Consider the following 25,409-nt stretch of genomic DNA (forward strand, 5'->3'; position numbering starts at 1 on the left):
ACGGGCCGTTTTGGTTACAACGCCTGTCTGAGCCACTGCCCCCACTGCACGCATCCATGTGCACGCCGCCCGGCTGCATCCTGACGCGTCGCTGACGCCTGACCCTACTATACACTGCCGTGCGGCCTCCATATGGAGGGCCGGTGGAATCCTATTGCGGAGCGCCCACGGCCCCGTCTTTGGTGTAGAGCCAGGCTTGCCCCCGTCTTTGAGGTAGAGCCGTTTTGTGCTGCTGAAATGGCTGGGGAATAGATCAGAAACCTGTCGGAAAAACTGCCCGCTGAAGGGGCTTGCCCCCGTCTTTGGTGTAGAGCCCAAAAATGTTGGTACCAGCTTTCAGGATACGAAAGATACCAACAGATATACCAACACTATGTTGGTATGTACAGGTAGGGAGTGAGAACTAGTGAGAAGTCGAAATGGCGGAAAAGCTAAGCCCCGCAAGGCTTTTAAGGCTTTGCGGGGCTTTATGAGAAAAAAATTTGGTGGGTCGTGCGGGGATCGAACCTGCGACTCTCTGCTTAAAAGGCAGATACTCTACCTACTGAGTTAACGACCCGTAGAGACGCGGAATATAGCGACAGCCCCGGCGACTGTCAAGCGCGTCATGCGGCAAAATACCGATCAAACCTCAATTTTTTTGCCCCAAAAAGCTACGCGCCCTTTTTTTCCAGCTTGGCCCAGGTGTCGCGCAGGGTTGTGGTACGGTTAAACACAGGGCGCGCATCGGTGCTGTCCTTGTCCTTGCAGAAGTAGCCAAGGCGTTCAAACTGCATCTTGTCGCCAGCCTTAAAGGTTGCCAGCGCCGGTTCAAGCTGGGCCTGCACAACCTTGAGCGAGTCGGGGTTAAGGTAGTCCAGAAAGGTCTTGCCGTCGGCGGCGGCATTGGGGTTTTCCGCCGCGAAAAGCTGCTCGTACAGCCGCACCTCGGCGGGCACGGCGTGCGCCGCCGAGACCCAGTGGATGGTTCCCTTGACCTTGCGGCCATCGGGGCTCTGCCCGCCCTTGCTTGCGGGATCGTATACGCAGCGCAGCTCGACCACATTGCCCGCGTCGTCCAGCACGGCCTCGCGGCAGGTGATAAAATAGGCGTAGCGCAGGCGCACTTCCGCACCGGGAGCCAGCCGGTGGTACTTTTTGGGCGGCTCAAGGCGAAAGTCGTCCCTGTCGATATACAGCTCGCGCGAAAACGGAACTTTGCGGCTGCCAAACGAGGCGTCCTCGGGGTGGTAGGGCATGTCGAACTCTTCCACCTGCCCTTCGGGATAATTTTCAATCACCACCTTCACCGGGTCCAGCACGGCCATGACGCGGGGGGTGTGATCGTTGAGGTATTCGCGCACGCAAAATTCGAGCATGGAGTAATCCACGGTGGAATCAGCGCGGGCAAGACCGATGCGGGCGCAAAACTCGCGCAGGGCCTCCGGCGGAATGCCCCGGCGGCGCATGCCGCTCAGGGTGGGCATGCGGGGATCGTCCCAGCCTGTGACGTGGCCTTCCTTGACCAGCTGGATGAGCTTGCGCTTTGACAGCACCGTGTAGGTGACGTTGAGGCGCGCAAATTCGATCTGCTGCGGGCGGTACGCGCCCAGGGTTTCTAGCACCCAGTCGTACAGCTCGCGGTTGTTGATAAATTCAAGCGTGCACAGCGAGTGGGTGATGCCCTCGATAGAGTCTGACAGGCAGTGCGTGTAGTCGTACATGGGGTATATGCACCACTTGTTGCCTGTGCGGTGGTGCTCTGCATGGCGGATGCGGTACAGCGTGGGGTCGCGCATGACCACATTGGGCGAGGCCATGTCGATCTTGGCGCGCAGTACCTTTTGACCATCGGCAAATTCGCCCGCGCGCATGCGCCGGAACAGGTCGAGGTTTTCCTCCACGCTGCGGTTGCGACAGGGGCTCTCACGGCCGGGCTGGGTCAGCGTGCCTCGGTACTCGCGTATCTCTTCGGCCGAGAGGTCGTCCACATAGGCCTTGCCCATGCTGATGAGCTGCTCGGCGTAGGTATAGAGCTTCTCAAAGTAGTCGGAAGCGTAAAATTCGCGGTCATCCCACACGCCGCCGAGCCAATGCACGTCTTCGCGGATGGAATCGACGTATTCCGTCTCTTCCTTGGTGGGGTTGGTATCGTCAAAGCGCAGGTTGCACTGGCCGCCAAATTCTTTGGCAACGCCAAAGTTGAGGCAGATGGATTTGGCATGCCCCAGATGCAGATACCCGTTTGGCTCAGGGGGAAAACGCGTGTGCACGAGGCCGCCAAAACGGCCCGAGGCGTTGTCTTCGGTAATGCGGGTGCGGATAAAGTCGAGACCGACTTTTGCTGCTTCGCCAGTGGGTTCGCCTTCTGCTGCCAGAGGGGCGGCGGGCATCGTATCTTTTTCGGGGGCCATAATGCGCTCCAATAGTTCCATTTAATGGGTAGTCCATAAAATTACGCCAAGGCGCGGGCATGGTCAATGTGTGGATGCTCTTGCTGGTCAGCCTTGAATAAAGAACATTTACGCAATACGGCAGAACATTCTTGACAGGTGCCCCTGTCTGGGCTAGCTTGCTTTTCTGCATTTGGGTTAGCTATCTGGCAGACCTGATGCACGCGGAGAGGTGTCCGAGCCGGCCGAAGGAGCTCGCCTGCTAAGCGAGTATACGGGCTTAAACCTGTATCGAGAGTTCAAATCTCTCCCTCTCCGCCACATACGCAAGTAAAACGGCGAGTTACTGTCAAAGGTAACTCGCCGTTTTTGCGTTCTAGCGGGGTAAAATTCTGGGCGGCGCGGGTTGGCGTGCATACCGCCATACATACTTTTGGGGAATCTGCGGGGAAATTTCTGGCACCCAAAGGCACCCACAGACCTTCAACTATCCAAGCAGAATTCAGCATGCACCTAATATGCTGGTGGATTTTTCAATCGTGGGATTGCATACTTGACGAAATCATTACAAATTTTATCGCCATCCTGGCGCACTATCTGCTCAATTTGCTTTAAATCGGCTGGCATGTCTGCGCTTTGCGTATCAAACGTTTTTATATATCTATTCGCAAACGCATCATCAAATTCAGGATTTATTCCTGCCTTTTCAGCATCTGCACGCATCTTATCAATATATACAAGTGAAACAGTATTGCGACCGTTTTCACGCGTGATGCGTGCTGCGACACCAGGATCTTTTTGGTGATATGGGCCTTGAACAGTGTATTCACCTGAATATGCTATCTGAGGGAATTTTCCCTTGACCTTGCAGCTATATTGCAAGCCAGCATTTTTTTTGGGAGCGGCGAACAAGACTTTTCCGTCAAAAGTCATATAAACATTTTCGTCATTAACCATCTTAAAAACTTCTGGCAGGTTTCCTCCAGGGCGCGAAGCGTGAACGGGCGACAGCCATGCCCCCAATAGTAATAAAAAGATGACACCAGAAATCAAAGGTTTCATGAGTCCTCCTTACCGCAACTATAACAATAGCAATCCGTATACCTTTTTGCCAAATCCAATACGTTGTGATAATTTTTATATGGTTGCCCTCGCCATGACCAATAATTATGAAAGTGGTGAAGGAAATCCATTGCTAACCCCAATAAAGGGCCAATATTTTAAACCGCGTTGCTATTAAGCGCTTGCTAATCATATTGGCTAATTTTCATCCCCTATTTACCGCCTGTTGCATAATTTCCATCCACCTCTCTAGTTCAATCTTCAAATCTTTTTTTTCTTGAAATTTTACAAACCACACAGGGAAGTCTATATCGGCAACTGACACCCAAAAGCCGGTCTTTTCCCTTGTGATCACTTCATTCGCTGTTTCAACGGCCACACTTGCAAGCCGATTATCACGCCCATATTTCTGAACGGAATGTAATTCATAGCCCCACTCTCTAACATCAGAAAGACAATATGACTTCGATTCTTGTTTATCAGAAAAATAACCAGCTAAAAATATTTTGTTATTTTGAAGGTCGACAGCAATACCAGTGCCATCCCATGCATAACTATAATCTTTATTCTGTATTGAATTTAACCAGTCATCCATGGGCACTCGCCCAACATTAGAAAGTTTTCCGACAAAAAAAACCAGTAGAGCAACGCCTATAACTAATGAAAGTATACCTGCCACTATTGATTGATTTAAAAGTGCAATAAATATTGCACCCACAAAGACTGCAATCGTACCAATATACATAGATACACCTTCAATAGCTGCCCTTCCCCCGACACTTTTCATATGCCCTCCTAGTGTCTAATACAATACATGATTTTTTATTTGATCTCATGACTGCAAGCCTTCGTCAATTTTTTTTTTAATAATACTTAAATGATAATATTTGCATTCTATAACTAGATAGTGTTGTCGAATTGTTTTCGACCACAGTGAAATGTTCCTGATTTGAACTGCGGCAAGAAATGAACTGTTCCGCTTCGCATAGCGCGTTGCAGTCCATCGCAATCGCTTGAGATGTAGAAATGCATTCTCAACAAGATGCCGTCATTTGTACACATACTTGTCATACTCGCGCTGGACTTTACGGTTCTTTATGGGTGAAATAATAGCCTTCATCGCCGCGTTGACAGCCATTTAAACGATTTCATCAGGAGCATACCCGCGATCCGCTAAAAATGCTTCCGCGCGCAACCCATCAATCAAGGCACGGGCTTCTTTGCAATCAGACCTGGCACATTCTTGTCCCCCCCCCCATTAAACGCAAAAAAGCGAGCTGCCGTAAAGCAACCCGCCCCTTCTCCTCACACAGCCAAGCCTACCCTTCCACCTCAGTCCCGTCCCTGTGGATAGCTACATCCCCAACCACCCCTTCAATGACCCCGGCTAAGCGGTCAAGGTTGGGGGCAACACTACGCAGGTAAATATCCGTTGTGGTGGGCCTCTGGTGGCCCAAAAGCGGATGTCCGTTATCTGCGATTTGACCAGACTGACGGCAAAATAGTGGCGTATGGCATGGAACCCGAATGGGGCTACCCCCGCCTTTTCGCAAAGCCGTTTCAGCATCAGTTTCACGGGGGCTTCCACCTGCCGCATTACATGCAACAGGGCAACCACGCCCAGTGTAACGCTGGCATTGATGCATCCCTGATCTTTGACCGTAAAGAGGCCTGGCTTGGGGCGATTTTGCACTAGCTGGGCTGCTGTCGATGCTTGCGCCTGCTAGCAATGCTGGCCGATGGCATCTTGTTGCCTTGCGAAAACAACAAACATAAATATCTATTATACGATAAAGTTAACAACTCACAGTGCTTCAACTCATTGACCCGCAATGGAATCGAACGTATATATAGTAACCTTTTATAACCTACACAGGAATGGTGAAGTGATGAAAAAATGGAGCATGCATTGTTTTGCAGTATTTTTTTGCGCATCCATCATGCTCTCGCTAGGATGCGTTAAAAAAGCTGACAATTATCAGCAGTTTGCTGTAAATTTTGAGTGGGCAGGCGGGGGGCTTAGTTCTCCCAATCCCGAGATCATAATTACTAATCCTCCCGCAGGAACAGGCTTTTTCAAGGTCCAGATGACTGATCTGGATATGACCAGTTTTGACCATGGCGGGGGCATTGTACCGTGCACCGTCAAAAACGGCACAGCGACCATCGCGCAAGGCTCTCTCAAGGGATACCGCGGCCCAGAACCGCCAATGTCGCAACGCCATCAGTACATGATAAAAGTTTTTGCTCTGAACATGGACCAAACGTTGGTGCTTGGAGAGGGCAAAGCTGTTCGCAGCTACCCCCACTAGCACAGCATCCTGCAGCACATTCGATCAGCAACTTTGAAAAAGGTTGCTGATCTTTTTTGTGTATTGTCGCGAGGATGTCTACGCGTGAGCCGATTCTGGAATGATTGCTTGCCCTCACACGACTGAAGGCTATCGGCCGTTCGAACCCCTGCATGCCGCATACATTCTTTGTCGATTTACATGAACCGACTGCGGAGTATGCGGGCTTAAACCTGCAGCGAGGGTCCAAATCTCTCCCACACCGCACCATGCGCAAACACGGCGAGTTACTGTTAAAGGTAACCCGCCGTTTCTTGCGTCTGAGTGGGGTGAAATTCGGGGCGGCGCGTGGTGGCGTGCATACCGGCATCAGGCCTTTGCGGGATCAGCCAAAAGCCGCCCACTGCGTCCTGTGCCACTTACTGTGAAGAGGCCTCAATTCCCTTTAAAAAAGCAAAATATTTACCGTCTTCCTTAACCATGTGGTTCAGCACAAGGTCGTGTATTATGCATTGCAGCATCTGCACTGAAGACACGGGATTTTCAGCATTCTGCCCGAGCAGGCCCGCGCACTTTTGCAGCAGTTCTTTGTGCCGGGCTGCATGCTCGTCGACCTCCGGGTATCCGCTGTTGCGCAGCACCGCTTCTTCGTCATTAAAATGCTTTTCCACAATATGGCACACGTCGTTAAACCGGGAATTGAGGTCAAGGGCATCTCCCTCTGCAAGTACACGCTCAAGCAGGCCGTTCACGATTGAAACCAGCTCAATGTGTTGCCCGTCAAGCTCCGCGTTGCCAGAAGCGTGCTCGCTGTTCCATACAACTTTCAGTCCCCAGCTGTTCCCGCTATGCATCTGAACATACAGGCCGTCGTCATCTGACCGGAATTTAACGCAGTTGCGGCCTTCATTCTTTGCCAGATAAAGCTGCTCATCCGCGCGCTGCACAATCAGCTCTGGAGTAGTGGACTCCTGACAGGTGCATGACACCACCCCGATACTGACCGTCACCACGCTGGCAGCCCTCGATGCCGCATGGGGAATCCCGCACTGCATGACCGCCTTGCGTATGCTCTCGGCCAGGCTCACCGCACCAAGAACATCGGTATCGGGCAGCAGGCAGACAAACTCCTCTCCACCGTATCGCGCTGCCAGATCTGTAGGGCGCTTAAGACAGTGCGCCACGGTCTGCGCAACAGCCTGAAGACATTCATCACCCTTCACATGGCCGTACGTGTCATTGTATTTTTTGAAAAAATCTATGTCCAACATGATGAGCGAAAGCGTTGCCCCGGAGCGGGCATGACGATTGCGCTCATAGGCGAGCATGGCGTCAAAATGCCGCCTGTTGGAAATCTTTGTCAGGCCATCCTCGTTGGTCATCAACTCGAGTTTGTGGTTGGATTCCGCAAGGGCAATCTCTGCAAGCTTACGCTCCGTGATGTCTTCGTGCGCTACCACAACCATGCGCGGCCCCTCGCCGCGAAAAGGATTGACCCTGCCCAAAAACCAGCGCTTGCGCTCTGGCGAATGACAGCCATACTCCATTGAGAACGTCTCAAGCTTGCCGTCAAGAACATCCCTTATGCCCTGCGCAAATGAATTGGCTTCCCCAGCATTATCAACGCACACGCCTTCACAGACACGCAGATAGTTTACCCCTTCAGAAACAAATTCCTGCGAAATGCCATTCGTACCAGCAAATTCGCGCCAGGCCTGATTGACCAGCACTATCTCGCCCGCGGCGTTGATAAGAGCGATATTGGCAGAAAGGCCGTTGAGCGTGGACTCAAGAAACAGCGTGGATGAGCGCAACTGGTCGGACAGCCTCTGGCTCACCAGCATGATGAGCCCAATTGTCAAAAAGGTGCTGGTGGTCATAAGAAGAAAATACGTTGCCGCCAGAGGCGAAGGGCTTGTAAACATGGGCATTCCCGGCCCTCCCCACCAGGGAAGAACGGCGAAAACAAAAAGCCACAACGTATTAAAGATAAATACGTATTTTAAAAATCTGGCAGGCAGCGCATGCTTACAGTTGCCACCGGAAACTGTAATGGCTGCAAACAGCGAAAGTATGGAGCATGAAAAAGAAAGGAGTGTACGCCGTAAAAAGATACTGCCATCAATAAACACCAGATAGCTCAGCGCAATCAGGGTAATGCCAACTATAAACAGCACTGGCCGCAGCAGTTTTCTGTTTTCTACAAATTCCGCTAGGCCAATGTAGATGCACAAAAAGCAAAGTAAAAAAGAAGCAGTATAAATAAAAATCACTATGCCGGATAGTGACTCTACACTTCTGAACGCGTTCATGAAAAAGCCAAAAACCATCAAGACGCTGCCCAGTATCCACCACTGTATCCCCTGCCCGACCTTGTTAATCCGGTATTGCAGCAGAAAGGCAACAAGCTGGGTGCAACAGCACAAACCATAGCAAATAACTAATGTTTTTATCTCAACAAAATCAGCCATATTGATGCACTCGCGGTTGAGGGATCACCCACTTCGACGCGCATACATCAACACAGGGCTGCCTGATTGTAAACAGCATTGTTTGCACGCACAGACAAGGCAAATGGCATGGAGCTTCACTAACCGACTGTGGCAGGATGAATTTTTTCAGCTAACTGACGGGGATCGCCTGCCAAGAGAACATACAGGCTCAAACCCGCGTTGGGCCAAACAAGGCAAAGCCGCCCGGCATCATAGTGCGGAGCGGCTTTGCCAAACGCCCTTAAACTGGGCATCCGTAACCCGATGCAAAAGCGTGGAATTTGCGTATGCGCTAAAGCGCGGTGGTCAGATCCCGCCCCAGAAACCTGCTCAGCAGAAACAGCGGGGCCAGTACGGAAACGATCAAAATAGCACCGTAGGCAGAGGCAGGGCCAAAATCTCCGCTGCCAATATACTGAAAAACCTGAACGGTCATGGTGCTCCACGGGCCATAGTACAACACGATGGTAGAGCTCAGCTCCGCCAGTGTTGTAACCCACATGATGATGGCCCCGGCCACCACCCCCGGCAGCATGGAGGGCACAACCACCTTGAGGAACGTCGTAAACGGCGGAACGCCCAGACTGATGGAAGCTTCTTCCACCGACACTTCAATCTGGTGCAGCAGGGCCGAGGTTGTTTTGACGGAAAACGGCGTCTTGCGGATAAAATAGGCCAGCACAATAATCATCCATGTGCCGGTGAGCACCACTGGCCCTTTATTATATGACGCGGCCAGCGCAATACCCAACACAGAACCGGCTATGACCAGCGGCAGCATCATGGCCAGATCAAGAACATAGCCAGCCACCCCGCCTTTGCGCACCACCAGATAGCTTACGGCCAGACCAAATACCATACCGATAACCGTGGCCGTTGTGGATAGAAAGAACGAATTGAGAATAGGCCGCGGCGCCACCTGAAGGGCAATCAGCAGGTTATCGAGTGTAAACTGCCCGTAGTACATGACCGGCCCGTTTGTTTTCGTAACAGCAGCCACCATGACCACGGCAAACGGCGCCAACGAGATAAAGACAATACCGGCGCAGAACGCCCAGGCCAGCTTTTTGCCCAGGGGAGACAGGGTTTTTATTTCAGGGGGCCGCAGTGACGACATGGCATAGTTTTTTCGCTCTACCCACACTTTTTGCAGTACGGTCAGAATCAGCGTCACGACCACCAGCACCGTACTGAGCGTGCCCGCCATTGAGGGGTTGCCCCCCATTTCGCTGACAAACTCGCTATATGCCTGCTCAGCCAGCACCTTATAATCATTGCCGATAATAGTTGGCACACCAAAGTTTTCAATAGACATGCAAAAAACAATCAAGGCCCCGGATGCAATGGCGGGGGTAACCACCGGCAGCGTTACCGTACGAAAAACCCGCCATGGCGATGCCCCAAGATTGCGGGCAGCTTCTTCCAGCGACCTGTCCACAGAATTGATCGCTGCGGAAACCATCAGAAATACAAAGGGGAAAAACTGCAGGGTAAAAACCAGCACAACCCCCTGCCAGCCGTAAATACTGGGGATATGCAGGCCAAATTCCGCAAGCTGGCGGGTGACGATGCCATTGCGGCCAAGTAATAGCAGCCACGCTTCCGCCCCAATAAAGGTCGGCAGAATAAGGGGCAGCGTGGCCAGCGTGCGCAGCGTGGTAGCGCCGGGCAGCCTGTAGCGCGTGGTAAAAAAGGCAAACGGCACGCCGATAAGCACGCTAAATACCGTGGAAAGGCCACTCATGAACAGGCTATTGCCCAGACAGCGCCGATAAAAGGGGGTGCTGAAAACGCTGGCATAATTATTCCACGTAAACACGCCAGTGTCAGGGTCAAGCAAGCTGGCCTGAAAAATGGCGGACATGGGGTAAACTACGAGCAAAACAAGCGTCAGCAGGGCAAGCAGCAGAACCATGTTCCATGCGGAAAAAAGTTTTCGCAAGCACATCACACGCCCACCTTGACCGGACTGGTCGGCGAAAAGCAGAGCGTAATGGCATCGCCAACTTTTTTGAAATCTCCGCAGTGCAGCGCGGGAACATCCACCCGCAGCAGCGTGCCAAGAGCGGCAACCTGATACACCACCACTGTGCCCAAAAACATGACCTCATGAACATGCCCGGTAAAAACATTCTGCGCAGCAGAACCGGGCGTTACCTCGTGTATCCAGTCCGGGCGCAGCATTACGCTCATTGGCTCATGCAGCCGGGGTTGCACAGGGGCTTGGTCCTGCAACTCTCCATGGCTGACGCCATGGAAATTGCGCATGCCCACTTCAAACTCCTCCCCGCCGCAGAGCATACGGGCTAGGCCCTGAGCGGCATTCCAGGACAATGGCGTCATTTCCAGAATATTGCAGGAACCCATGAATTCTGCCGTAAACCTGTTGGCAGGCGAAAAATATATACCCTGCGGATCAGCCACCTGCTGCAGGCTACCGCCATAAAAAATGGCCACCCTGTCTGATACGGCCATGGCTTCTTCCTGGTCATGCGTCACATATATGGTCGTTATACCAAGGTGTTGCTGAATATGGCGTATTTCTTCACGCATGGTGACGCGCAGCTTGGCATCAAGGTTGGACAGGGGTTCGTCCATCAACAGCACGTCAGGGCGAATAACCAGGGCACGGGCCAGGGCCACGCGCTGCTGCTGCCCGCCGGAGAGCTGGCGGGGGTATCTGCCGCGTAGATCAAGCAGCTGTACAGAGTCAAGAATATCCATGACCCGCTTGTTGATAGTATCGCGCGGCAGTTTTCTGGCCTGCATGCCATAGGCCACATTGTCAAAAACCGTCATATGCGGAAACAGGGCATAGTTCTGAAAAACCATGCCCGTATTGCGACGGTGGGCAGGCAGCGAAAGAACGGACTTGCCCCCAAAAACGATATCCCCGCTGTCGGGGTCGTTAAACCCGGCAATCATGCGCAGCAACGTAGTTTTACCACAACCGCTGGGCCCCAGCAGGGTAAAAAACTCACCGTCGTCAATGGTCAGATTGACCTTGTCCACAACCGTGAGAGAGCCAAACTGCTTTACAATATCAATAAGTTCTATACGCACAAAAATATCCTTGTCTGCAAGGTCAACCTGCTTGCTGCCGCCAGCCATGGAGCAACCAGACCCAGGCGGGCAACAAAGCCTTACGGCAAGTCTCCGGCCATAAAAAAGGCGCGGAAGGGACCGCGCCTGAATGATCGCTACTGCTTTTGCAAAACCAGCTTTTTCCACTTGGCGAGCATGTCTTTTTCCAGAGCGTTGGCTTCAGCAGGATCAAAATCCTTGAGCATATTGAGCTCTTTCAGCGAGGGCATGCCCTCTACCGCTGTTGCGTCGGGCCGTGCAGGGCGACGAAAATACTTCTGGAATATGGCCTCCACCACAGGCCGGGAAAGCAAATAGTCCGTGAGGACCTTGGCTTCTTCGGGATGCTTGCAGCCGGCTACTATGGCGACTCCTTCAGGAGCGGCAATGACGCCGTCGGCGGGATAAATAACCCGCACGTTCTGCGCGCCGCCAGCCACATAGCGGTGAGCGGCGTATTCCATGGTTATGCCAAGGGCAAATTCGCCTTCGGCGGTTCCTTTGTAGACAAGGCTTGAGCTATCAAGGATTTTAACATTGTTAATGAGTTTTGTCAGACCTTCCCAGCCGTACAGCTTGTACAGGCCATACACCTGCGCATAGGCAGACCCGGATTTGAGCGGATTGGCCATGACCACCTTGTCCTTCCACTTGGGATCAAGCAGGTCGCTCCATGTTTTGGGCAACTCTGCAGCAGGCACAAGCTGGGTATTGGCCATGACGACCATCAGATGCATGTTGGCCGCCGTCCACTTGTGGTCCTTTTCGATGAATGAGACTGGCAGGCTGGCGGCTTCCGGCGAGGTGTAGGGCATGAAGTTGGCTTTGGCGTTGTCCAAAACGGCCACATCCCCACTCCAGAACACATCGCACAGGGGGTTGGCTTTTTCGGCTTCAATACGCTTCATGGCTTCGCCGGTGCCCATGCGGACCACGGTGAGCTTGATGCCCGTTTTGCTTTCAAAGTCCTGCGAAATGGCGTCCAGCATGTCCGGCTGGTTGGAAGAATACAACACCACTTCTTTTGCAGAGGCACGCATCGACGTGCCCAAAAATATGGCAAACAACACCAGTACAAAACACAGACGTTTGAGACAGGCCTTCATACTTCCCCCAACATGCAGCGATTCAACAAATAAACGTGCCGTCAACCACACCCTATCCTCAATCATGCCAGGACGGTATCCCCCCGCTGGCTGGTGGTCAAGGCAGGCAGACGGTTGCTTTGTCCGCCACGGTGCTGGCTGTGGCCCTTTTTGGACATGATCGCGGCAAGAGCGAGGCGACGCAGGAACCATATCAGGGACGGTAACGGTTCAATGGCGTACTTTCCAGGGGGGAGGCAGCAGGCCTTTGTCTACATGGGCGCTCATTGGCCCAACTTCGTTCCATTGGCGGCATGGTTGCATGGAATGGACTCAGGCGCCAAATTTTATGACGCGAAACGTCTATCCTGCAACTCGACTTTTTGCGGGGTTTCATCTGCCGTGCAGCGCAAAAAAACTTGTTCACATTGGAAGCAATTCAAGCCATGATTTTATCAACTCGTATATAGAACCATGCTCTGCATTTCTCTTCAAGCCACTAGGTATTCGCCGCACAAATCCTCTTGCGGCTGAGAACCATTAAATACCCTAAAAGCCATTTTTTATACAACACCAGAATTTTGCTGAATAAAATCCTTCAGCCCTTGCTATTGACTATGGACACTGATAACTTATGCAGTAGGTCGATGCACCTACTCGATCAATCCTCAGACAGACTTGGCCGCAAGGAAAAGCATGCTCAACAATTTTTTTGTAGCAAGACAGCCCATCTTTGATAAAAAGGGCAAGCTTTGGGGCTTCGAGCTGCTTTTTCGCACGGGGCTTTCTGAAAACTCGGCCACCATCAACGACCCTGATGCGGCGACGCTGCTTGTTGCCTCCAACGGCTTTTTGCGGGCAACCGCCGGCCTGCCCGACGACGTCAAAATATTTATCAATTTTACGGAAGACCTGATTTTCAAGCGCTTTCCGCTGGCGCTGCCGCCCCGGAACACGGTTGTGGAAATACTGGAAAACATCCCGGTCAGCCCGCAGCTCATAGAGCGCCTCAAGGAACTGAAGTCCGAAGGCTACGTCATTGCTCTTGACGACTTTGTGGGCGACACCGCATACAAGGACATCTTTCCCTACATCGACATCATCAAGCTTGACTGTCTGGGCCGTAGTATCCCCGAGATACTTGAAATCAAAAAAAACTTTTCCAATACGCCCTGCCTCTTTCTGGCCGAAAAAGTCGAGTCCGAGGCCGCGTTTCTGGCCTTTAGGGAACAAAAGATATCCTTTTTTCAGGGCTACTATTTTGCAAAGCCCCAGATTCTCTCAGGAAAGGAGCTTACCAGCTCCACAGCCTCGCGGCTCAAAATAGCTGCGGAGATCGAAAAAGAAGACCTGAATACCGCAACAATACTTGAAGCCGTGCAAACTGACGTTTCGCTCAGTTACAGGCTGCTGCAGTACATCAATTCTGCCGCATTTTCGTTCAAGGAAAAAATCACGTCCATCCGCCAGGCTTTGGGCCTGCTGGGCACAGTCAAAACCCGGCACTGGCTGCGCCTGGTGCTCTATTCTGACATGCTCAGCCCCGAGTCCAATCGCGAGGCGCTCCGCATGGCGCTGCAGCGTGCGCATTTTCTGGATGCGCTGGGCAAGGCGACAAAAATCTCCGCAGCAGAAAACGAAAGCCTCTTCCTCGTGGGCATGCTTTCACTGCTTGAAGTCATACTGAATATCCCGATGGAAAAAATTCTCAAGGAACTGCCCCTGAGCAATGAAATAAAAACCTCGCTCCAGGGAGAAGGCGGTATTTATTCAGATTACATCGCGCTTGCCAAATCCATAGAAAATCTTGAATTTGAGCGTGCCAAGAGCCTGTCCACATCGCTGAACATCCCCGAAGACGTAGTGTCGGAGTCTTTGCAGCATGCCATTGAAATGTCAGACAAAGCCATGAACCAGATTGCCACCGTATAGGGGCGTCCCTACGGCCAGAATCTACGTCAGGGGCAGGCCGCCACTGACCAGAAGCAAAAACTGCGCGTTGCCACAGGGCGACGCGCAGTTTTTGCTTGCAGCAGTCAGCTGTTTTAAAAAATCAGCACCAGGTTTCTGGCTTGTATTCGTTCAAAATATTTTCGTGGCATTGATGCACGATGGCATCAATCTGCTGCTTGTGTTGCGCAATGACATCAAACATTTCTGTAGAAATTTTTGCGGCAATCCTGTCGCGCAGTATTTCAAAAGCCGTGTCTATGGACAGGCTTTTTCTGTATGGCCTGTCTTCCATAAGCGCGGCAATCACGTCCGAAAAGGCAACAATCTTGCAACCCAGATCAAGGTTTTCGCTTTGCAGCGCATAGGGATACCCCGAGCCGTCCGCTTTTTCATGATGGTTCTGGGCCCAGGGCACAATTTCGTTAAACCATTCCGAGTTGCTGAGGCTGCTTAAAATCTGCCCGGTGTAGTAGGTATGCAGTTTTACCAGATCAAATTCGTCATCGGTGAGAGGGCCGTTTTTTTCTATCAGGCCGGGGTCTATGCCTATTTTGCCTATGTCATGCAGGTAGCCGCTGATCTTCAGCTTAAGGCAGCGCTCGGGCGAAAAGCCAAATATTTTGCCCAGCTCATAGGCAATATTGGCAACGGTATACGAGTGGGAGGCTGTAAAATGGCTTCTGAAATCGATAATACGCGAAATGGTCAGGGCAAACTCAAGGATATTGTCCAGACTGAGAATAAAATTCAGCGACGAATCGACCCGCCTGAAGAGCATATCAATCTCAAGATTGTTGATTTCTATCCAGAAGATGTCGGGGATGCAGGCCGCCGCAAAGGCGTCAAAAACCTTGGGGTGAAAAATACTGCCCACGTTTGACCGTATTTTTTCTACAACGGTCGCCTTTTGCTTTAAAATAAAAACATCGGGATTGATGACCACATCCACCCTGTCGGCAAGGTGCAGGATATGGCTTTCTAGCGGAACCTCGCCTTCTGCCATGCCCAAAAAATCGTCATAATGGATGTGGTGATATTTGATAACGCGGGCAACACCCTCAAACGGCCCGAATGAAGACAACATTCGGGAGCCCATTTCGCAGTGGGGACGAGGGGTGAGCACGTCCTCCTTGATGAGGGAATCGCGCTCCTGAACAGACAGGGCCCCGACATCGTGAATGGCGGCGGAAATGACCAGCCTGAAAAGCTGATCCTGCTCCAGACCCATTTTTTTACCAATGTGATAGGCAATAACAGCTGTTCGCCGATGATGCGACTTTAACAGATAATTACAACTATCGATGGCCTTTATGATCGGAACAGCCAATTCTTTTAACGACAGCTTTTCCATAGTGGCGACCCTGCGTTTAAAAGGCAAAGATAGCTGATTCAAACAGAGCATGAGCTTAACAAGATAGCCAGCACATGAAAAGAATATATTTTCAAATGCTGCTTTGCACAGGTTAATGCCAACAGGTTTTATTTCGTCCGCAATTTTCTGTATATTTTTTTTGATAGCTGCACCACTGAATTTCTCAAGCCCTGCCGCCGTGGAGGGCGCTCTGCCGTATCCGGGGCAGCACGCCCTCGGTGCACAGCGCGGTTGAAAAGTAGCGCGCGCGAGCCTAAAATCAGTTTGTACGCCGTCTGGGGTGCACGTAGGCCATGAGGCCCCCGCAGCTTCAGCGCCCCGCGCACGCACCCTCCAACGTCAGGAGCCCGCATGCTTCGTTATGTACACACCAACATTATTGCCCGCGATGCCGCACGGCTCATAACCTTTTACAAACAGGTACTGGGCTGCAAAAGCATCGGGCAGGCGCGCGACCTGCGCGGCCCGTGGCTGGACCGCCTCACCGGTTTGCCCGATGCCCACATCACTGGCGAGCACCTGCTGCTGCCCGGCTACGGCGAATCCCACCCGACGCTTGAAATATTTTCGTACGACGGCCCGCACAGTTCGCTGCCGCCGCAAATCAACCGCCCCGGCTTTGCCCACATCGCTTTTGAAGTGGACGATGTGAAAAAAAACCTGGCCGAAGTGCTCGCCGCTGGCGGCGGACAGGTGGGAGAAGTTGTTACCGCCGCCTATCCTGACGGGATGGAAGCGGTTTTTGTATACGCCAGCGACCCCGAGGGCAACATCATAGAGCTGCAAAGCTGGCGAAAAACCCGCGCATAAGGGTTTCCCCAAGTCCTCCCACACGCAAGGCAGCCCCTGTCGCTCCCTGTGGAGCGGCAGGGGCTGCCGCAAAAAAACACCGCCCTTTGCGGGCAAGCCAGTTAGCTTGTGCGCAGGGCCGCTATGAGCTGTTCAAGCTTTTTGGTCTGCTCTACCAGGGCGTCCACTGCTTCGGTGGACTGGGCCATGGCGCTGTCGGTTTCAGACGCAATCGCGCTGATGGAGCTTACCGCCCGGTTGATTTCCTCTGACGTGGCGGACTGCTGCTCGGCCGCGGTGGCGATGGAACGCACCTGGTCGCCCGCCAATTCGACCATATCCACAATTTCAGACAGCGCCTCTCCCGAGCGCTGCGCAAGCACCATGGCTGCAGCCACACGGTCTGCGGCGGCATCCATCTGTGCAGCGGCAGTGTTGGTTCCGCCCTGTATGCCGCTTATGGCCGTGCGCACCTCAGTGGTGGCGTGGGCGGTTTTTTCCGCCAGCTTACGTACTTCGTCAGCCACCACGGCAAAACCGCGCCCGGCGTCTCCGGCCCGTGCAGCCTCAATGGCCGCGTTGAGCGCCAGCAGGTTGGTCTGGTCGGCAATGTCGGAAATAACGCCCATGATGGCTCCGATGCCATGGGCCTGCTCGCCCAGACCACGCATGCTGTCGGTCATCTGCCCGGCTTCGTCGCGTATGCTCTGCACTGCTGCGCCCACTTCTTCCACCAGCCGGGCTCCGTCCTGAGCCTTCTGCTTGGCTTTTTCCGCATTTTCAGAAGTGGAGGAGGCGCTTCTGGCCACCTCAAGAATTGTGGCGTTCATCTCTTCCACGGCATTTGCCGTGTCGCTGACGCGCCCGCTTTGGTCGCGCGCGCCCTGGCTGGAATGCGCAATCTGGCGCGAAAGCTGCTGCGAGGCGGCGGAGATGTTTTCAGCCACCTGCGAAACCTCAACCGCAGTTTGGGCAATGGCGGCGTTTTGCGCTTCAATGCGGGTCTTCTGCCCGTAGATTTCCGACAGGTCTGTCCAGAAGGTTATGGAGCCCAACAGGCCGCCGTCCAGATCGTAAAAAGGCGTCGTCTGCACGGTCACGCGCAGTTGCTTGCCCGACTGCGCAGCAAAATCGTATTCGCGGCTCAGGGCCTTGCCCTCATTGATGGAGGTGTCGGAGAGCGTTTCGTGGTTGGCATCGCCGCGCGTAAACTGACCGGAGCGCAAACCAAGATAACTTTCCTTGGGGCCGGGCTTGCCCAGCAGGCCGCACATCTGATCATTGAGCCAGGTGACCTTAAAGTCGCTGTCAATGATAAAGCATGGCGTGGGAATACCGTTGAGTACGCCCTGCGCAAAACCCAGGCGTTTTTTCAGCTCGTCCACCATGGTGCACAGGTTGCTGGCAAAGCGCTGCATTTCCGCGCGGTATCTGCCCGCAAGCTCGGCTTTGAAGTTGCCTCCGGCCACTGCCTCGGTAAAATCGGAGAGACGCTGCAAGGGGCCAAAAACAAGGCGGGCGTTGACAAACCTGATAACCAGGGTCAGCAGAATAACCGCGCACACGCCCACCAGATACAACACCGTACGCTGGTCGGCAGCAGGGGCCGTAAGCTCGGCATCGTATGCGCTCATGCACACCAGCCAGCCCGTGAGGGGAATCCTGGCCACAGACATAAACTTGTCTTCGCCCCGCCACTCATAGCGAAACGTGCCGTTGCCCGTGGCAAGCGCGTCCTGGATAAATTTTTCTTTGGAATAATCCTGCAGCAGCAACTTTTTGTCCATGCTGTGGGAGATAAAGCGCCCCTCCTTGTCGAGGGTAAAGCCATAGCCGCGCCGCCCGAGCCGGATGGGGTCAATGGTTTTAGCGGTAAAGTCCGTCCAGCGGGGGCACACGGCCACAGCGCCAAGCAAAGCGCCGTCCTTGCCGCGCACGGCCCTGGCCGCCACATATATGAGCACGTCGCCGGTTGCGGCCTTCATCACGTTTTCACTCAGGGCCACATCCTTGCCGCTGAAAATCTGCTTGGCGTAATCCCTGTCGCCCCGCTCGCCCCCGGTCAGGTCGCCCATGTCGGCATTCACCCCGGCCAGAATACGCCCCTTGAGGTCAAAAAGTAGAAAGGACCAATACCCCGGCAGCACCTTTACATAACCGCGCATCAACTCCTGCGCGGCTTGCGGATGACCGGAAAAAGCCTCGAGAACCGCGTCCTGACGGGCAAGCATGCTGGCCACGTCAATGGATTGGTTGATGTATATCTCGGCCGAACGCGCCACAATTTTGCTGGCCTCGTCTAGGGCTTCCGTCTGCACGCCTGCCACCATGCGGTACGACGAGGTAGACACATAAATGACAAGCACGGTGATCACTGCAACGATGGCGGCCGTTACAGACAGGGTGCAGATGCTGTTGATGCTGACTTGACGCATGTGGGGTACTCCGATGGCAAACGTGAACCGGCTTACGGCAGCGAGGTGTTGGCGCTGAAAAACCCTTTATATTCAATCCCTACCAGTATTGCTGCTTAACGACAATACTGGCGCAAGCATTAGGGGGTTTTGTCCATATCAGACAAACAATAATGACCGCAGCCCCGCATAAGGCCGTTGACACCGCAATATTTTTGCTCATAGATATCTGCTGCAGAAATATAGTAAAATGTTTGTCACCAATCCCCCCAGTATCCGCCGCAGGATTTTACGTAATGAAACACCCAAGCTCCAGTTCCGCACCCCGCCAGGCATCCCGTTGCGCCGCTCTGCGGCGCAACCGCATCATGCTCGCAAGCATTGTCATCCTGGCGGTGATGTCGTGGTTTTGCGCCATGACGCCATGGGTCAGCGACGATTATGCTTTTTCAAAAAACGAGGCTGGCCTGTGGGCAACCCAGGCCAAGGAATATATGGAGTGGAGCGGCAAGTTTGTTGGGCACTTTATGGCCCGCGTGCTGCTTTCCGGCCCCGAATGGGTACACCCGGTGCTCACCCCCATCATGTTCATGCTGCTTGTTGCGGGCGGCGCACTGCTGGCGCTGGGGGCGCAGTGGCGCGAGCGGCTCTGCGCATGGCACCTTGTGGTGGTGGCCGGTCTTGTCTGGATAGCCTTACCCGCCTTTGGCACAGTTTTTTTCTGGCGCACGGGTACGCCCGATTACGGCTACAGCCTGGTCTGGGCCACGCTGTTTCTTGTGCCCTACCGCATGTGGGCCGACCGGGCTGACTTTCGCCTGCCGGGCGGCGCGCTCTTTGTTTTTTCCGGAATCCTGGCGGGCTGGAGCAACGAAAATGTGGGCATGCTGGCCCTGCTTGGGGCTGCGGGCGTGACGCTGTACCGCTGGCGCACGTCGGGCCGCACGGCACTGTGGGCCATGGCCGGCATGGCGGGCGCGGCGCTGGGCTGGGTCATGATGATGGCCTCGCCTGGCAATGCCATTCGGCTGGCAGCCGTGGGCGGCGCAGAAAAAATACCGCTGCTGTCCACAAAGGCACTGCTGCGCTTTTTGCAGTTTTGGGGCACGGAACAGATTGAAATGCTTCCTTATTTTGCGGCGGCCCTTGTGCTTGCGTGGATGCTGCGCCGACGCGGACGGTTAAACCCCGCCGCATGGATCCCCGCTGTGGTCTTTTTTCTTATGGCGCAGGCCAGCCTGGCGGCCTTTGTCATGAGCCCCTCAACGCCCTACAGGGCCATGAGCGCCACCCTTTTTTTCGCCGCGCTGTGCCCTTTTTGCCTGCTTGCGGCCCTCAACCCCGCAAGCTTCAAGGCCAGGGCTCTGTTTATCTTTTTTTGCGGGCTGCTGCTCTCAAGCGTACTGCTTGAGGCACGTGTTTTTCTTATGGCGCGGCCCATGTTTGCCGAACAGCCAAGTCAATCCCTGCGCGACATGGACTACCCCGAAACCGACAAGTATTTCTTTCCCGGTTATGACATCCGGCAGGTGAACCTTTTTTCACCTGTTTGGCGCAGCAACGTACCCTGGAATGAATCCCAGACCCTGCGCATTTACGGCGCGCCCGATGTCCGGGCGCTGGTGGCGTGCAATATCGTGTTTCTGGACAACCTGCCCCAGGGCGAGGTGCATGTGGCCGCGCGGGTGCGCACCGCCACTGCCGCGAGCTGGCTGCAGCAGGCCGCACGCGCCCTGACCCCCGCCGATCAGGGCGTTGTTTCCGCCCAGGCAGTGGGCCTGCGGTACTTTTCCGCTTCGGCCGAGGTGACCGACGACGGCAAGGCTGCCGTGTTTATCCCCGGCATCAAATCAGTGGACGACATCGCCTGCATAGCAGTAAAACAGGGCGACGCGCCGCTGGTCTGGCGCAGTGTAACCGTCTCCCGATCACAGAACTGAGCCCGCCTTGCGCAGGCTCCGCATGGAGGAAGCAGCATTGTCCCGTCCCGCCCCACTGTTGGCCCTGGTGGTTCCCTGCTACAACGAAGAGGAAACCCTGCCGCGCACGCTTGACGCCCTTGCCGGCCTGCTGAACGACCTCAAACAGCAGGGACGCGTGCACGCCGACAGCTTTGCCCTGTACGTCAACGACGGCAGCCGCGACCGTACCTGGGAAATTCTGGAGCAGCGCCACGCCGCAGATCCCTTTTGCCGGGCAGTGGGCTTTGCGGCCAACGCCGGGCACCAGAACGCCGTATGGGCGGGCATGATAACTGCCCGCGACTGGGGCGTGGACTGCATCATCAGCCTTGACGCCGACCTGCAGGACGACATCGCCGCCATCCCCGAAATGATCGCCAGCTATGCCGCAGGCAACGAAATTGTCTACGGCGTGCGCAACGACCGCAGTACCGATACGGCCTTCAAACGCCGCACGGCCCACATGTTTTACGGTTTTATGCGCTGGCTCAAGGTTCCGCTTATTCCCGACCATGCAGATTACCGGCTGGTGGCCCGTCCCGTGCTGGAGGCTCTGGACGGCATTCAGGAGCAAAGCCTGTTTTTGCGCGGGCTGTTCCCGGCCATGGGCTTCAAGAGCGCGCAGGTCTACTACGTGCGCCAAAGCCGCATGGCGGGCGAGAGCAAGTATCCCTTCTGGAAGATGGTTTCATTCGCATGGAAGGGCATCACCGCCTGCAGTGCTGCGCCATTGCGCATCGCGGGCCTCATGAGCATGCTCTGCATGGTGGCGGCGCTGTCCTTCAGCGGCGTTTCACTGCTCAAATACGCCATGGGCGAAACCATTCAGGGCTGGACATCACTGATCATTGTGGTGCTGCTGCTGGGGGCGGTGCAACTTTTCTGTCTGGCGCTGGTGGGCGAATATCTGGCCAAGGTTTTTACCGAAGTGCGCCACAGGCCGCGCTACATCATCGCCAAAAAACTGTAGACGCAAGCAACACGAAAAATTCCTGTCACTTGCGCCTCATATATCAATATACATCAATATACAGCGATTCCGCGACTTGGAAGCATGTCTTTCAATACGTGATATCGATGGTACGCGGCGGCTTGGTGAAACCTGTAGGCGTGTGTTGCTATTCCATCGCTCGACGAATTTCTATATACGAATCTTTTTTTATCATTCTCCCATTCCTCCGGGTCGTAGTCAGCAACCCCGGCAGTCAGGCCTGACGCCTTCCAGTAGGCTTCGCGCTCTTCAAGCTCTCCTTTATACTGCAGCAACCCAACAAGCTCAGTCCGCATTTCTTCAAAAGGAATCAGGCACTTTGCCCCATAATATTTGTCGGCAAACTGCATGAAATAGCCATATACTTTTTCGCAATATTCCAGGTAGGTTTCGTAATTTTTCCTACTGCTATCCGAGTCTCTGCTCGGACAATCTACCTCATAGGAAAAACTCCATTCTTCAAAGGGCCTGTCAGGCAAATCTGACACTGGTCCATGACCGAGAGCATCCGTAAATTTTTCTGCGCCTCCCCCAATTATGCAGTCTTTTACAACGTCATAGGCATGAGACAGTGTGGAAAGTATACCTTTTTTGGAGGCATATTGCTCACCCAGAGAATCCTGGTCTACCCGATTATACGGGGAGCACATTCCCGAAAATCCGTAGTGCGAAAAAGTATCCGCATACACATGCGACGAAATTCCTAACAGTTCCAGGCAATAATCTTTAGTTAAGGCGACAGAAAGATTGTTTTTGAACATTTCGTTTGCAAGATCACCGTTCTTAACGCATATGATTTTTTCTCGAAAAGTCGTGCCCTTCCCGCCAGGAAAAAAGTGGAAGGGAACCCAAACCTTCCGCTGATCTTCAAACTTCGAAAGATGATCACGAGGGCTCCTAACTAGCGCCTCTAGTGGAGAATGCGCTGTTGTTATGCCAAACAGCAATCCTCCATCTTCATGTACTTTGCTATCATACCTTGTAGAATCATCAACAAATTGAGATGCATAGGCGACGGTATTTGCATCGACAGCGGGAATCCCCGATGCCCGTGCCATCGCAAATGTGCAAAAATAGTGCATATCTTTTTGCATTTTTCACCCCCCGGTGTTTTGCACACGTTACATCATGCCGTCTTTTCAAGATAGTATTATTTATATAATAGCAGTTTGCTATTTTTTTATACGCAAATACCTCATAAATTCCGTATAAATTCAAAATGCCCCCGGAATAATCCAGAGGCACAATGGAAAATATTTGGTGAACAAGGGGGTTAGGAGAAGCTTAAGTCTTACCCCTCTCCCCGAAACTGCCTGAAGGTCAGGTTGAACTTTTTCATGCGCAGGCCCATGCTGCGGCGGGTCAGACCGAGGCCTTCGGCTGCCTTGCTGGTATTGCCGTGGCAGCGGCGCAGGGTCTCGACCAGCATGTCGTACTCCATGGCTGCCAACCGGGCCTCCAGACCCGCCGGTTGCGCCGCCTGCGGAGTCTCCGCCTGCTGCAGGCCCAACGGCAGGTCATACACGTGCACAACGCGGCCCTCGGCCAGAATCACGGCCCGGTGGATGACGTTTTCAAGCTCGCGCACGTTGCCCGGCCAGCTGTGCCGCATGAGCAGATCCATGGCCGCGGGTGAAATGCCCGAAAGGTTCTTTTCCGTTTCCGCCGCGTAGTGGGCCACAAAATGCTCGGCCAGGGCCACCATGTCGTCGCCCCTCTCGCGCAACGGGGGAATCAGGATGGGGAACACGTTGAGCCGGTAAAACAGGTCCTCTCTGAATGCGCCGGCTGCCGCCATCTCTGCAAGATCCCTGTTGGTGGCGGCGATAATGCGTATATTTACGGCGATGCTGCGGTTGCCGCCCACGCGCTCAAAGCGGCGCTCCTGCAACAGCCGCAGCAGCTTGGCCTGTACGCCCAGGGGCAGCTCGCCCACCTCGTCCAGAAATATTGTGCCGCCGTCGGCCTCTTCAAAACGCCCTTTGCGAAAAGACGCGCCGGTAAACGAGCCTTTTTCGTGACCAAAAAGCTCGCTCTCCACTATGCTTTCGGGCAGGGCTGCGCAGTTGCACTTGATAAACGGCCCGCCCGGCGCAAGCCCGCCGTAGTGCAGGGCGTTGGCCACCATCTCCTTGCCCACGCCGCTCTCGCCCAACAACAGCACTGTGGTGCGCGTGGGCGAAACCTTACGGATAAGCTCGTACACCTCCTGCATGGAGCGAGAAATGCCGATCATGTTGGAGGGGTGGAACCGTTCCTTGAGATCGCTGAGCAGCAGACGGGTGCGTTTTTCCCATTCCACCTTGTCGACGTTTTCCACAAGGTACAGCTCCACCGCATGGGCAAGTATCTGCGCCATGACGCTGAGCACGTCGACATGCTGCTGCAGGGCAGACTCCGTACTGTAAAGGCGGCTGGCGCTTATGGCCCCCAGCACCTTGCGGCCATGGCGGATGGGCACGCAGAGAAACGACATATCCTTGTCACGCTCAAGGGCCAGACTGCCCGTGCGGTTCAAAAAAGCCGGTTCGCTGCCTATTCTGCGCACAATGATGGGTTCGGCGCTTTCCACCACCCTGCCAGTGATGCCCTCGCCCACATGGTAGACGCCCCTGTCCTGCTCGGACGGGGTCATGCCCAGGCTGCGGTACACAAACACATGCCCCGATTCGCGGTGCAGCAGGCTTATCATGCCCCGCGCCATGCCCATCTCCCGGCGCATGTAGTCCAAAAGGCAATCCAGCGCGGCTACGATGTCGTTTTTTTCAGAAAGCAACCTGCCCACATGGAGCAAGAGCGCAATAATCCTGCCCCGGCAGGGTTCGGCTTCGCACTCGTGCAACAGGTCTGCGGCATTGGAATTCATGGGGAACCAAACCATTGTTCAGAATCTGCACCGGCTGCGCCGGCAGGGACAGCCCGGCTATGCGCCGGGCAAAAATCCCTGATTCCAATCTACCCCATGCGCCTGCTCACGCATAGTATTTCCCGGTGATTTCATGAATGGTGATTTCAACCACAGCCGTCATTTTGAGCATGTTGGCGGGATACCCCGCCCCGCTATGCCGCGGGGTATACTTGGCCACGATTGCGTCCAGGGCGGCGGTCTTGGCGGCCTCGTCCTCCACCACAGCAGCGCTGCCCAGGATGATCACGCTCTGGTAGGCCGTATTGGTGTCGCAAGGTTTGTCGGCCTGGATAAACGAATGCGGGCCGGTCACCTCAAAACAGACCTTGGGGTTGGCGCGCAGGTTTTTCAGCTTTTGCCCCGCCGCAAGACCGTGAAAATACACGCGGTCATTCATGTGCGCAAAGTGCAGGGGGGTGACGTAGGGGAAGCCGTTGTCGCCCTGCGTGGCCAGATGCCCCACCTGGGCTGCGCCCAGCAGGCAATTGATCTGTTCAGCGGTCAGGGGATGTTCTTTCATACGGGCCTGCATGGCTCCTCCTTGGGTATGCGGATACGGTACATGGTCTGCAAAAAAGGCACAGATGCGCCTGGCTGTCATGGGTCGCCATTATTGCCCGGCGGCCAGCGCACTG

Annotated in this window: 18 protein-coding genes, 2 tRNA genes and 1 pseudogene; 7 read left to right on the forward strand and 14 right to left on the reverse strand. The window is 54.2% G+C overall.

All coding sequences use genetic code 11. The features are described 5' to 3' along the window. Window positions 1-483: 483 nt before the first annotated feature. Window positions 484-559 (reverse strand) — tRNA-Lys (locus DDIC_RS12290). Window positions 560-653: 94 nt separating this feature from the next. Beyond that, on the reverse strand, window positions 654-2,372 hold the full coding sequence (locus DDIC_RS12295) for a glutamine--tRNA ligase/YqeY domain fusion protein (protein WP_136401134.1): 1,719 nt from the start codon (window positions 2,370-2,372) through the stop codon (window positions 654-656). Between the two features lie 226 nt (window positions 2,373-2,598). On the opposite strand from DDIC_RS12295, the gene DDIC_RS12300 reads away from it, so the two are divergent. Beyond that, window positions 2,599-2,693 (forward strand) — tRNA-Ser (locus DDIC_RS12300). 192 nt (window positions 2,694-2,885) lie between these two features. Here the strand turns inward: DDIC_RS12300 and DDIC_RS12305 are convergent. The 3 genes and pseudogenes from DDIC_RS12305 to DDIC_RS14005 all read right to left on the reverse strand — a co-directional run. After that, window positions 2,886-3,434, reverse strand: a complete 549-nt coding sequence (locus DDIC_RS12305; RefSeq protein ID WP_136400710.1) for a hypothetical protein — start codon at window positions 3,432-3,434, stop codon at window positions 2,886-2,888. Window positions 3,435-3,639: 205 nt separating this feature from the next. Further along, on the reverse strand, window positions 3,640-4,221 hold the full coding sequence (locus tag DDIC_RS12310; RefSeq protein ID WP_136400711.1) for a DUF4755 domain-containing protein: 582 nt from the start codon (window positions 4,219-4,221) through the stop codon (window positions 3,640-3,642). 141 nt (window positions 4,222-4,362) lie between these two features. Then, window positions 4,363-4,668: pseudogene (locus DDIC_RS14005) on the reverse strand (transposase); the annotation flags it as partial. 282 nt (window positions 4,669-4,950) lie between these two features. Between DDIC_RS14005 and DDIC_RS13835 the strand changes: the two are divergent. Continuing rightward, a complete protein-coding gene (locus tag DDIC_RS13835) occupies window positions 4,951-5,130 on the forward strand; it encodes a hypothetical protein (protein WP_168732550.1) in 180 nt (59 codons plus the stop codon). Window positions 5,131-5,323: 193 nt separating this feature from the next. After that, window positions 5,324-5,746 (forward strand): YbhB/YbcL family Raf kinase inhibitor-like protein, encoded by a 423-nt coding sequence (locus tag DDIC_RS12320; protein ID WP_247647604.1) that lies wholly within the window; start codon window positions 5,324-5,326, stop codon window positions 5,744-5,746. A 398-nt stretch (window positions 5,747-6,144) separates the two neighbouring features. Here the strand turns inward: DDIC_RS12320 and DDIC_RS12325 are convergent, their stop codons facing one another. The 4 genes from DDIC_RS12325 to DDIC_RS12340 form a co-directional block, all read right to left on the reverse strand. Further along, window positions 6,145-7,656, reverse strand: coding sequence for a diguanylate cyclase (locus DDIC_RS12325; RefSeq protein WP_168732552.1), 1,512 nt, complete (start codon window positions 7,654-7,656; stop codon window positions 6,145-6,147). Between the two features lie 853 nt (window positions 7,657-8,509). Then, on the reverse strand, window positions 8,510-10,132 hold the full coding sequence (locus tag DDIC_RS12330) for an ABC transporter permease (RefSeq protein ID WP_168732553.1): 1,623 nt from the start codon (window positions 10,130-10,132) through the stop codon (window positions 8,510-8,512). A 32-nt stretch (window positions 10,133-10,164) separates the two neighbouring features. After that, window positions 10,165-11,328: an ABC transporter ATP-binding protein gene (locus DDIC_RS12335; protein WP_136400715.1), complete on the reverse strand. Its 1,164-nt coding sequence runs from the start codon at window positions 11,326-11,328 to the stop codon at window positions 10,165-10,167. A gap of 89 nt (window positions 11,329-11,417) precedes the next feature. Further along, window positions 11,418-12,407 carry an ABC transporter substrate-binding protein gene (locus DDIC_RS12340; protein ID WP_168732554.1) on the reverse strand — a complete coding sequence of 330 codons (990 nt, stop codon included), beginning with the start codon at window positions 12,405-12,407 and terminating at the stop codon, window positions 11,418-11,420. A 675-nt stretch (window positions 12,408-13,082) separates the two neighbouring features. Between DDIC_RS12340 and DDIC_RS12345 the strand changes: the two genes are divergently transcribed. Then, window positions 13,083-14,318 (forward strand): EAL and HDOD domain-containing protein, encoded by a 1,236-nt coding sequence (locus DDIC_RS12345; RefSeq protein WP_136400717.1) that lies wholly within the window; start codon window positions 13,083-13,085, stop codon window positions 14,316-14,318. Between the two features lie 121 nt (window positions 14,319-14,439). Here DDIC_RS12345 and DDIC_RS12350 read toward each other — a convergent pair whose 3' ends face one another. Beyond that, window positions 14,440-15,741 (reverse strand): HD-GYP domain-containing protein, encoded by a 1,302-nt coding sequence (locus DDIC_RS12350; protein ID WP_348769727.1) that lies wholly within the window; start codon window positions 15,739-15,741, stop codon window positions 14,440-14,442. Between the two features lie 321 nt (window positions 15,742-16,062). Between DDIC_RS12350 and DDIC_RS12355 the strand changes: the two genes are divergently transcribed. After that, window positions 16,063-16,521 carry a VOC family protein gene (locus DDIC_RS12355; protein WP_136400719.1) on the forward strand — a complete coding sequence of 153 codons (459 nt, stop codon included), beginning with the start codon at window positions 16,063-16,065 and terminating at the stop codon, window positions 16,519-16,521. Window positions 16,522-16,622: 101 nt separating this feature from the next. Here DDIC_RS12355 and DDIC_RS12360 read toward each other — a convergent pair whose 3' ends face one another. Further along, window positions 16,623-18,935: a methyl-accepting chemotaxis protein gene (locus DDIC_RS12360; RefSeq protein WP_136400720.1), complete on the reverse strand. Its 2,313-nt coding sequence runs from the start codon at window positions 18,933-18,935 to the stop codon at window positions 16,623-16,625. Between the two features lie 275 nt (window positions 18,936-19,210). Here DDIC_RS12360 and DDIC_RS12365 point away from each other — a divergent pair, with 275 nt between their 5' ends. Together DDIC_RS12365 and DDIC_RS12370 are read left to right on the forward strand one after the other, a co-directional pair. Beyond that, window positions 19,211-20,854, forward strand: a complete 1,644-nt coding sequence (locus DDIC_RS12365; protein WP_247647481.1) for a DUF6056 family protein — start codon at window positions 19,211-19,213, stop codon at window positions 20,852-20,854. A 22-nt stretch (window positions 20,855-20,876) separates the two neighbouring features. After that, window positions 20,877-21,845: a glycosyltransferase family 2 protein gene (locus DDIC_RS12370; protein ID WP_136400721.1), complete on the forward strand. Its 969-nt coding sequence runs from the start codon at window positions 20,877-20,879 to the stop codon at window positions 21,843-21,845. A 53-nt stretch (window positions 21,846-21,898) separates the two neighbouring features. Here DDIC_RS12370 and DDIC_RS12375 read toward each other — a convergent pair whose 3' ends face one another. From DDIC_RS12375 to DDIC_RS12385, 3 genes are all read right to left on the reverse strand, one after another. Then, the gene (locus DDIC_RS12375) at window positions 21,899-22,960 is read right to left on the reverse strand and encodes a DUF6765 family protein (RefSeq protein WP_136400722.1); all 1,062 of its coding nucleotides are present in this window, start codon (window positions 22,958-22,960) and stop codon (window positions 21,899-21,901) included. A 197-nt stretch (window positions 22,961-23,157) separates the two neighbouring features. Continuing rightward, window positions 23,158-24,732: a sigma-54-dependent Fis family transcriptional regulator gene (locus DDIC_RS12380; RefSeq protein ID WP_247647482.1), complete on the reverse strand. Its 1,575-nt coding sequence runs from the start codon at window positions 24,730-24,732 to the stop codon at window positions 23,158-23,160. A 106-nt stretch (window positions 24,733-24,838) separates the two neighbouring features. Beyond that, the gene (locus DDIC_RS12385; protein ID WP_136400724.1) at window positions 24,839-25,306 is read right to left on the reverse strand and encodes a pyridoxamine 5'-phosphate oxidase family protein; all 468 of its coding nucleotides are present in this window, start codon (window positions 25,304-25,306) and stop codon (window positions 24,839-24,841) included. Window positions 25,307-25,409: the final 103 nt, after the last annotated feature.

The organism is Desulfovibrio desulfuricans (genome assembly GCF_004801255.1).
Lineage (GTDB): Bacteria > Desulfobacterota > Desulfovibrionia > Desulfovibrionales > Desulfovibrionaceae > Desulfovibrio > Desulfovibrio desulfuricans_C.

What these genes read in the sequence shown, in the direction of transcription:
- DDIC_RS12295 (WP_136401134.1), bottom strand. Translation starts at nt 2,372, where the DNA reads ATGCCCGCCGCCCCTCTGGCAGCAGAAGGCGAACCCACTGGCGAAGCA.
- DDIC_RS12305 (WP_136400710.1), bottom strand. Translation starts at nt 3,434, where the DNA reads ATGAAACCTTTGATTTCTGGTGTCATCTTTTTATTACTATTGGGGGCA.
- DDIC_RS12310 (WP_136400711.1), bottom strand. Translation starts at nt 4,221, where the DNA reads ATGAAAAGTGTCGGGGGAAGGGCAGCTATTGAAGGTGTATCTATGTAT.
- DDIC_RS13835 (WP_168732550.1), top strand. Translation starts at nt 4,951, where the DNA reads ATGGAACCCGAATGGGGCTACCCCCGCCTTTTCGCAAAGCCGTTTCAG.
- DDIC_RS12320 (WP_247647604.1), top strand. Translation starts at nt 5,324, where the DNA reads ATGAAAAAATGGAGCATGCATTGTTTTGCAGTATTTTTTTGCGCATCC.
- DDIC_RS12325 (WP_168732552.1), bottom strand. Translation starts at nt 7,656, where the DNA reads ATGCCCATGTTTACAAGCCCTTCGCCTCTGGCGGCAACGTATTTTCTT.
- DDIC_RS12330 (WP_168732553.1), bottom strand. Translation starts at nt 10,132, where the DNA reads ATGGTTCTGCTGCTTGCCCTGCTGACGCTTGTTTTGCTCGTAGTTTAC.
- DDIC_RS12335 (WP_136400715.1), bottom strand. Translation starts at nt 11,328, where the DNA reads ATGGCTGGCGGCAGCAAGCAGGTTGACCTTGCAGACAAGGATATTTTT.
- DDIC_RS12340 (WP_168732554.1), bottom strand. Translation starts at nt 12,407, where the DNA reads ATGAAGGCCTGTCTCAAACGTCTGTGTTTTGTACTGGTGTTGTTTGCC.
- DDIC_RS12345 (WP_136400717.1), top strand. Translation starts at nt 13,083, where the DNA reads ATGCTCAACAATTTTTTTGTAGCAAGACAGCCCATCTTTGATAAAAAG.
- DDIC_RS12350 (WP_348769727.1), bottom strand. Translation starts at nt 15,741, where the DNA reads ATGCTCTGTTTGAATCAGCTATCTTTGCCTTTTAAACGCAGGGTCGCC.
- DDIC_RS12355 (WP_136400719.1), top strand. Translation starts at nt 16,063, where the DNA reads ATGCTTCGTTATGTACACACCAACATTATTGCCCGCGATGCCGCACGG.
- DDIC_RS12360 (WP_136400720.1), bottom strand. Translation starts at nt 18,935, where the DNA reads ATGCGTCAAGTCAGCATCAACAGCATCTGCACCCTGTCTGTAACGGCC.
- DDIC_RS12365 (WP_247647481.1), top strand. Translation starts at nt 19,211, where the DNA reads ATGAAACACCCAAGCTCCAGTTCCGCACCCCGCCAGGCATCCCGTTGC.
- DDIC_RS12370 (WP_136400721.1), top strand. Translation starts at nt 20,877, where the DNA reads ATGGAGGAAGCAGCATTGTCCCGTCCCGCCCCACTGTTGGCCCTGGTG.
- DDIC_RS12375 (WP_136400722.1), bottom strand. Translation starts at nt 22,960, where the DNA reads ATGCAAAAAGATATGCACTATTTTTGCACATTTGCGATGGCACGGGCA.
- DDIC_RS12380 (WP_247647482.1), bottom strand. Translation starts at nt 24,732, where the DNA reads ATGAATTCCAATGCCGCAGACCTGTTGCACGAGTGCGAAGCCGAACCC.
- DDIC_RS12385 (WP_136400724.1), bottom strand. Translation starts at nt 25,306, where the DNA reads ATGCAGGCCCGTATGAAAGAACATCCCCTGACCGCTGAACAGATCAAT.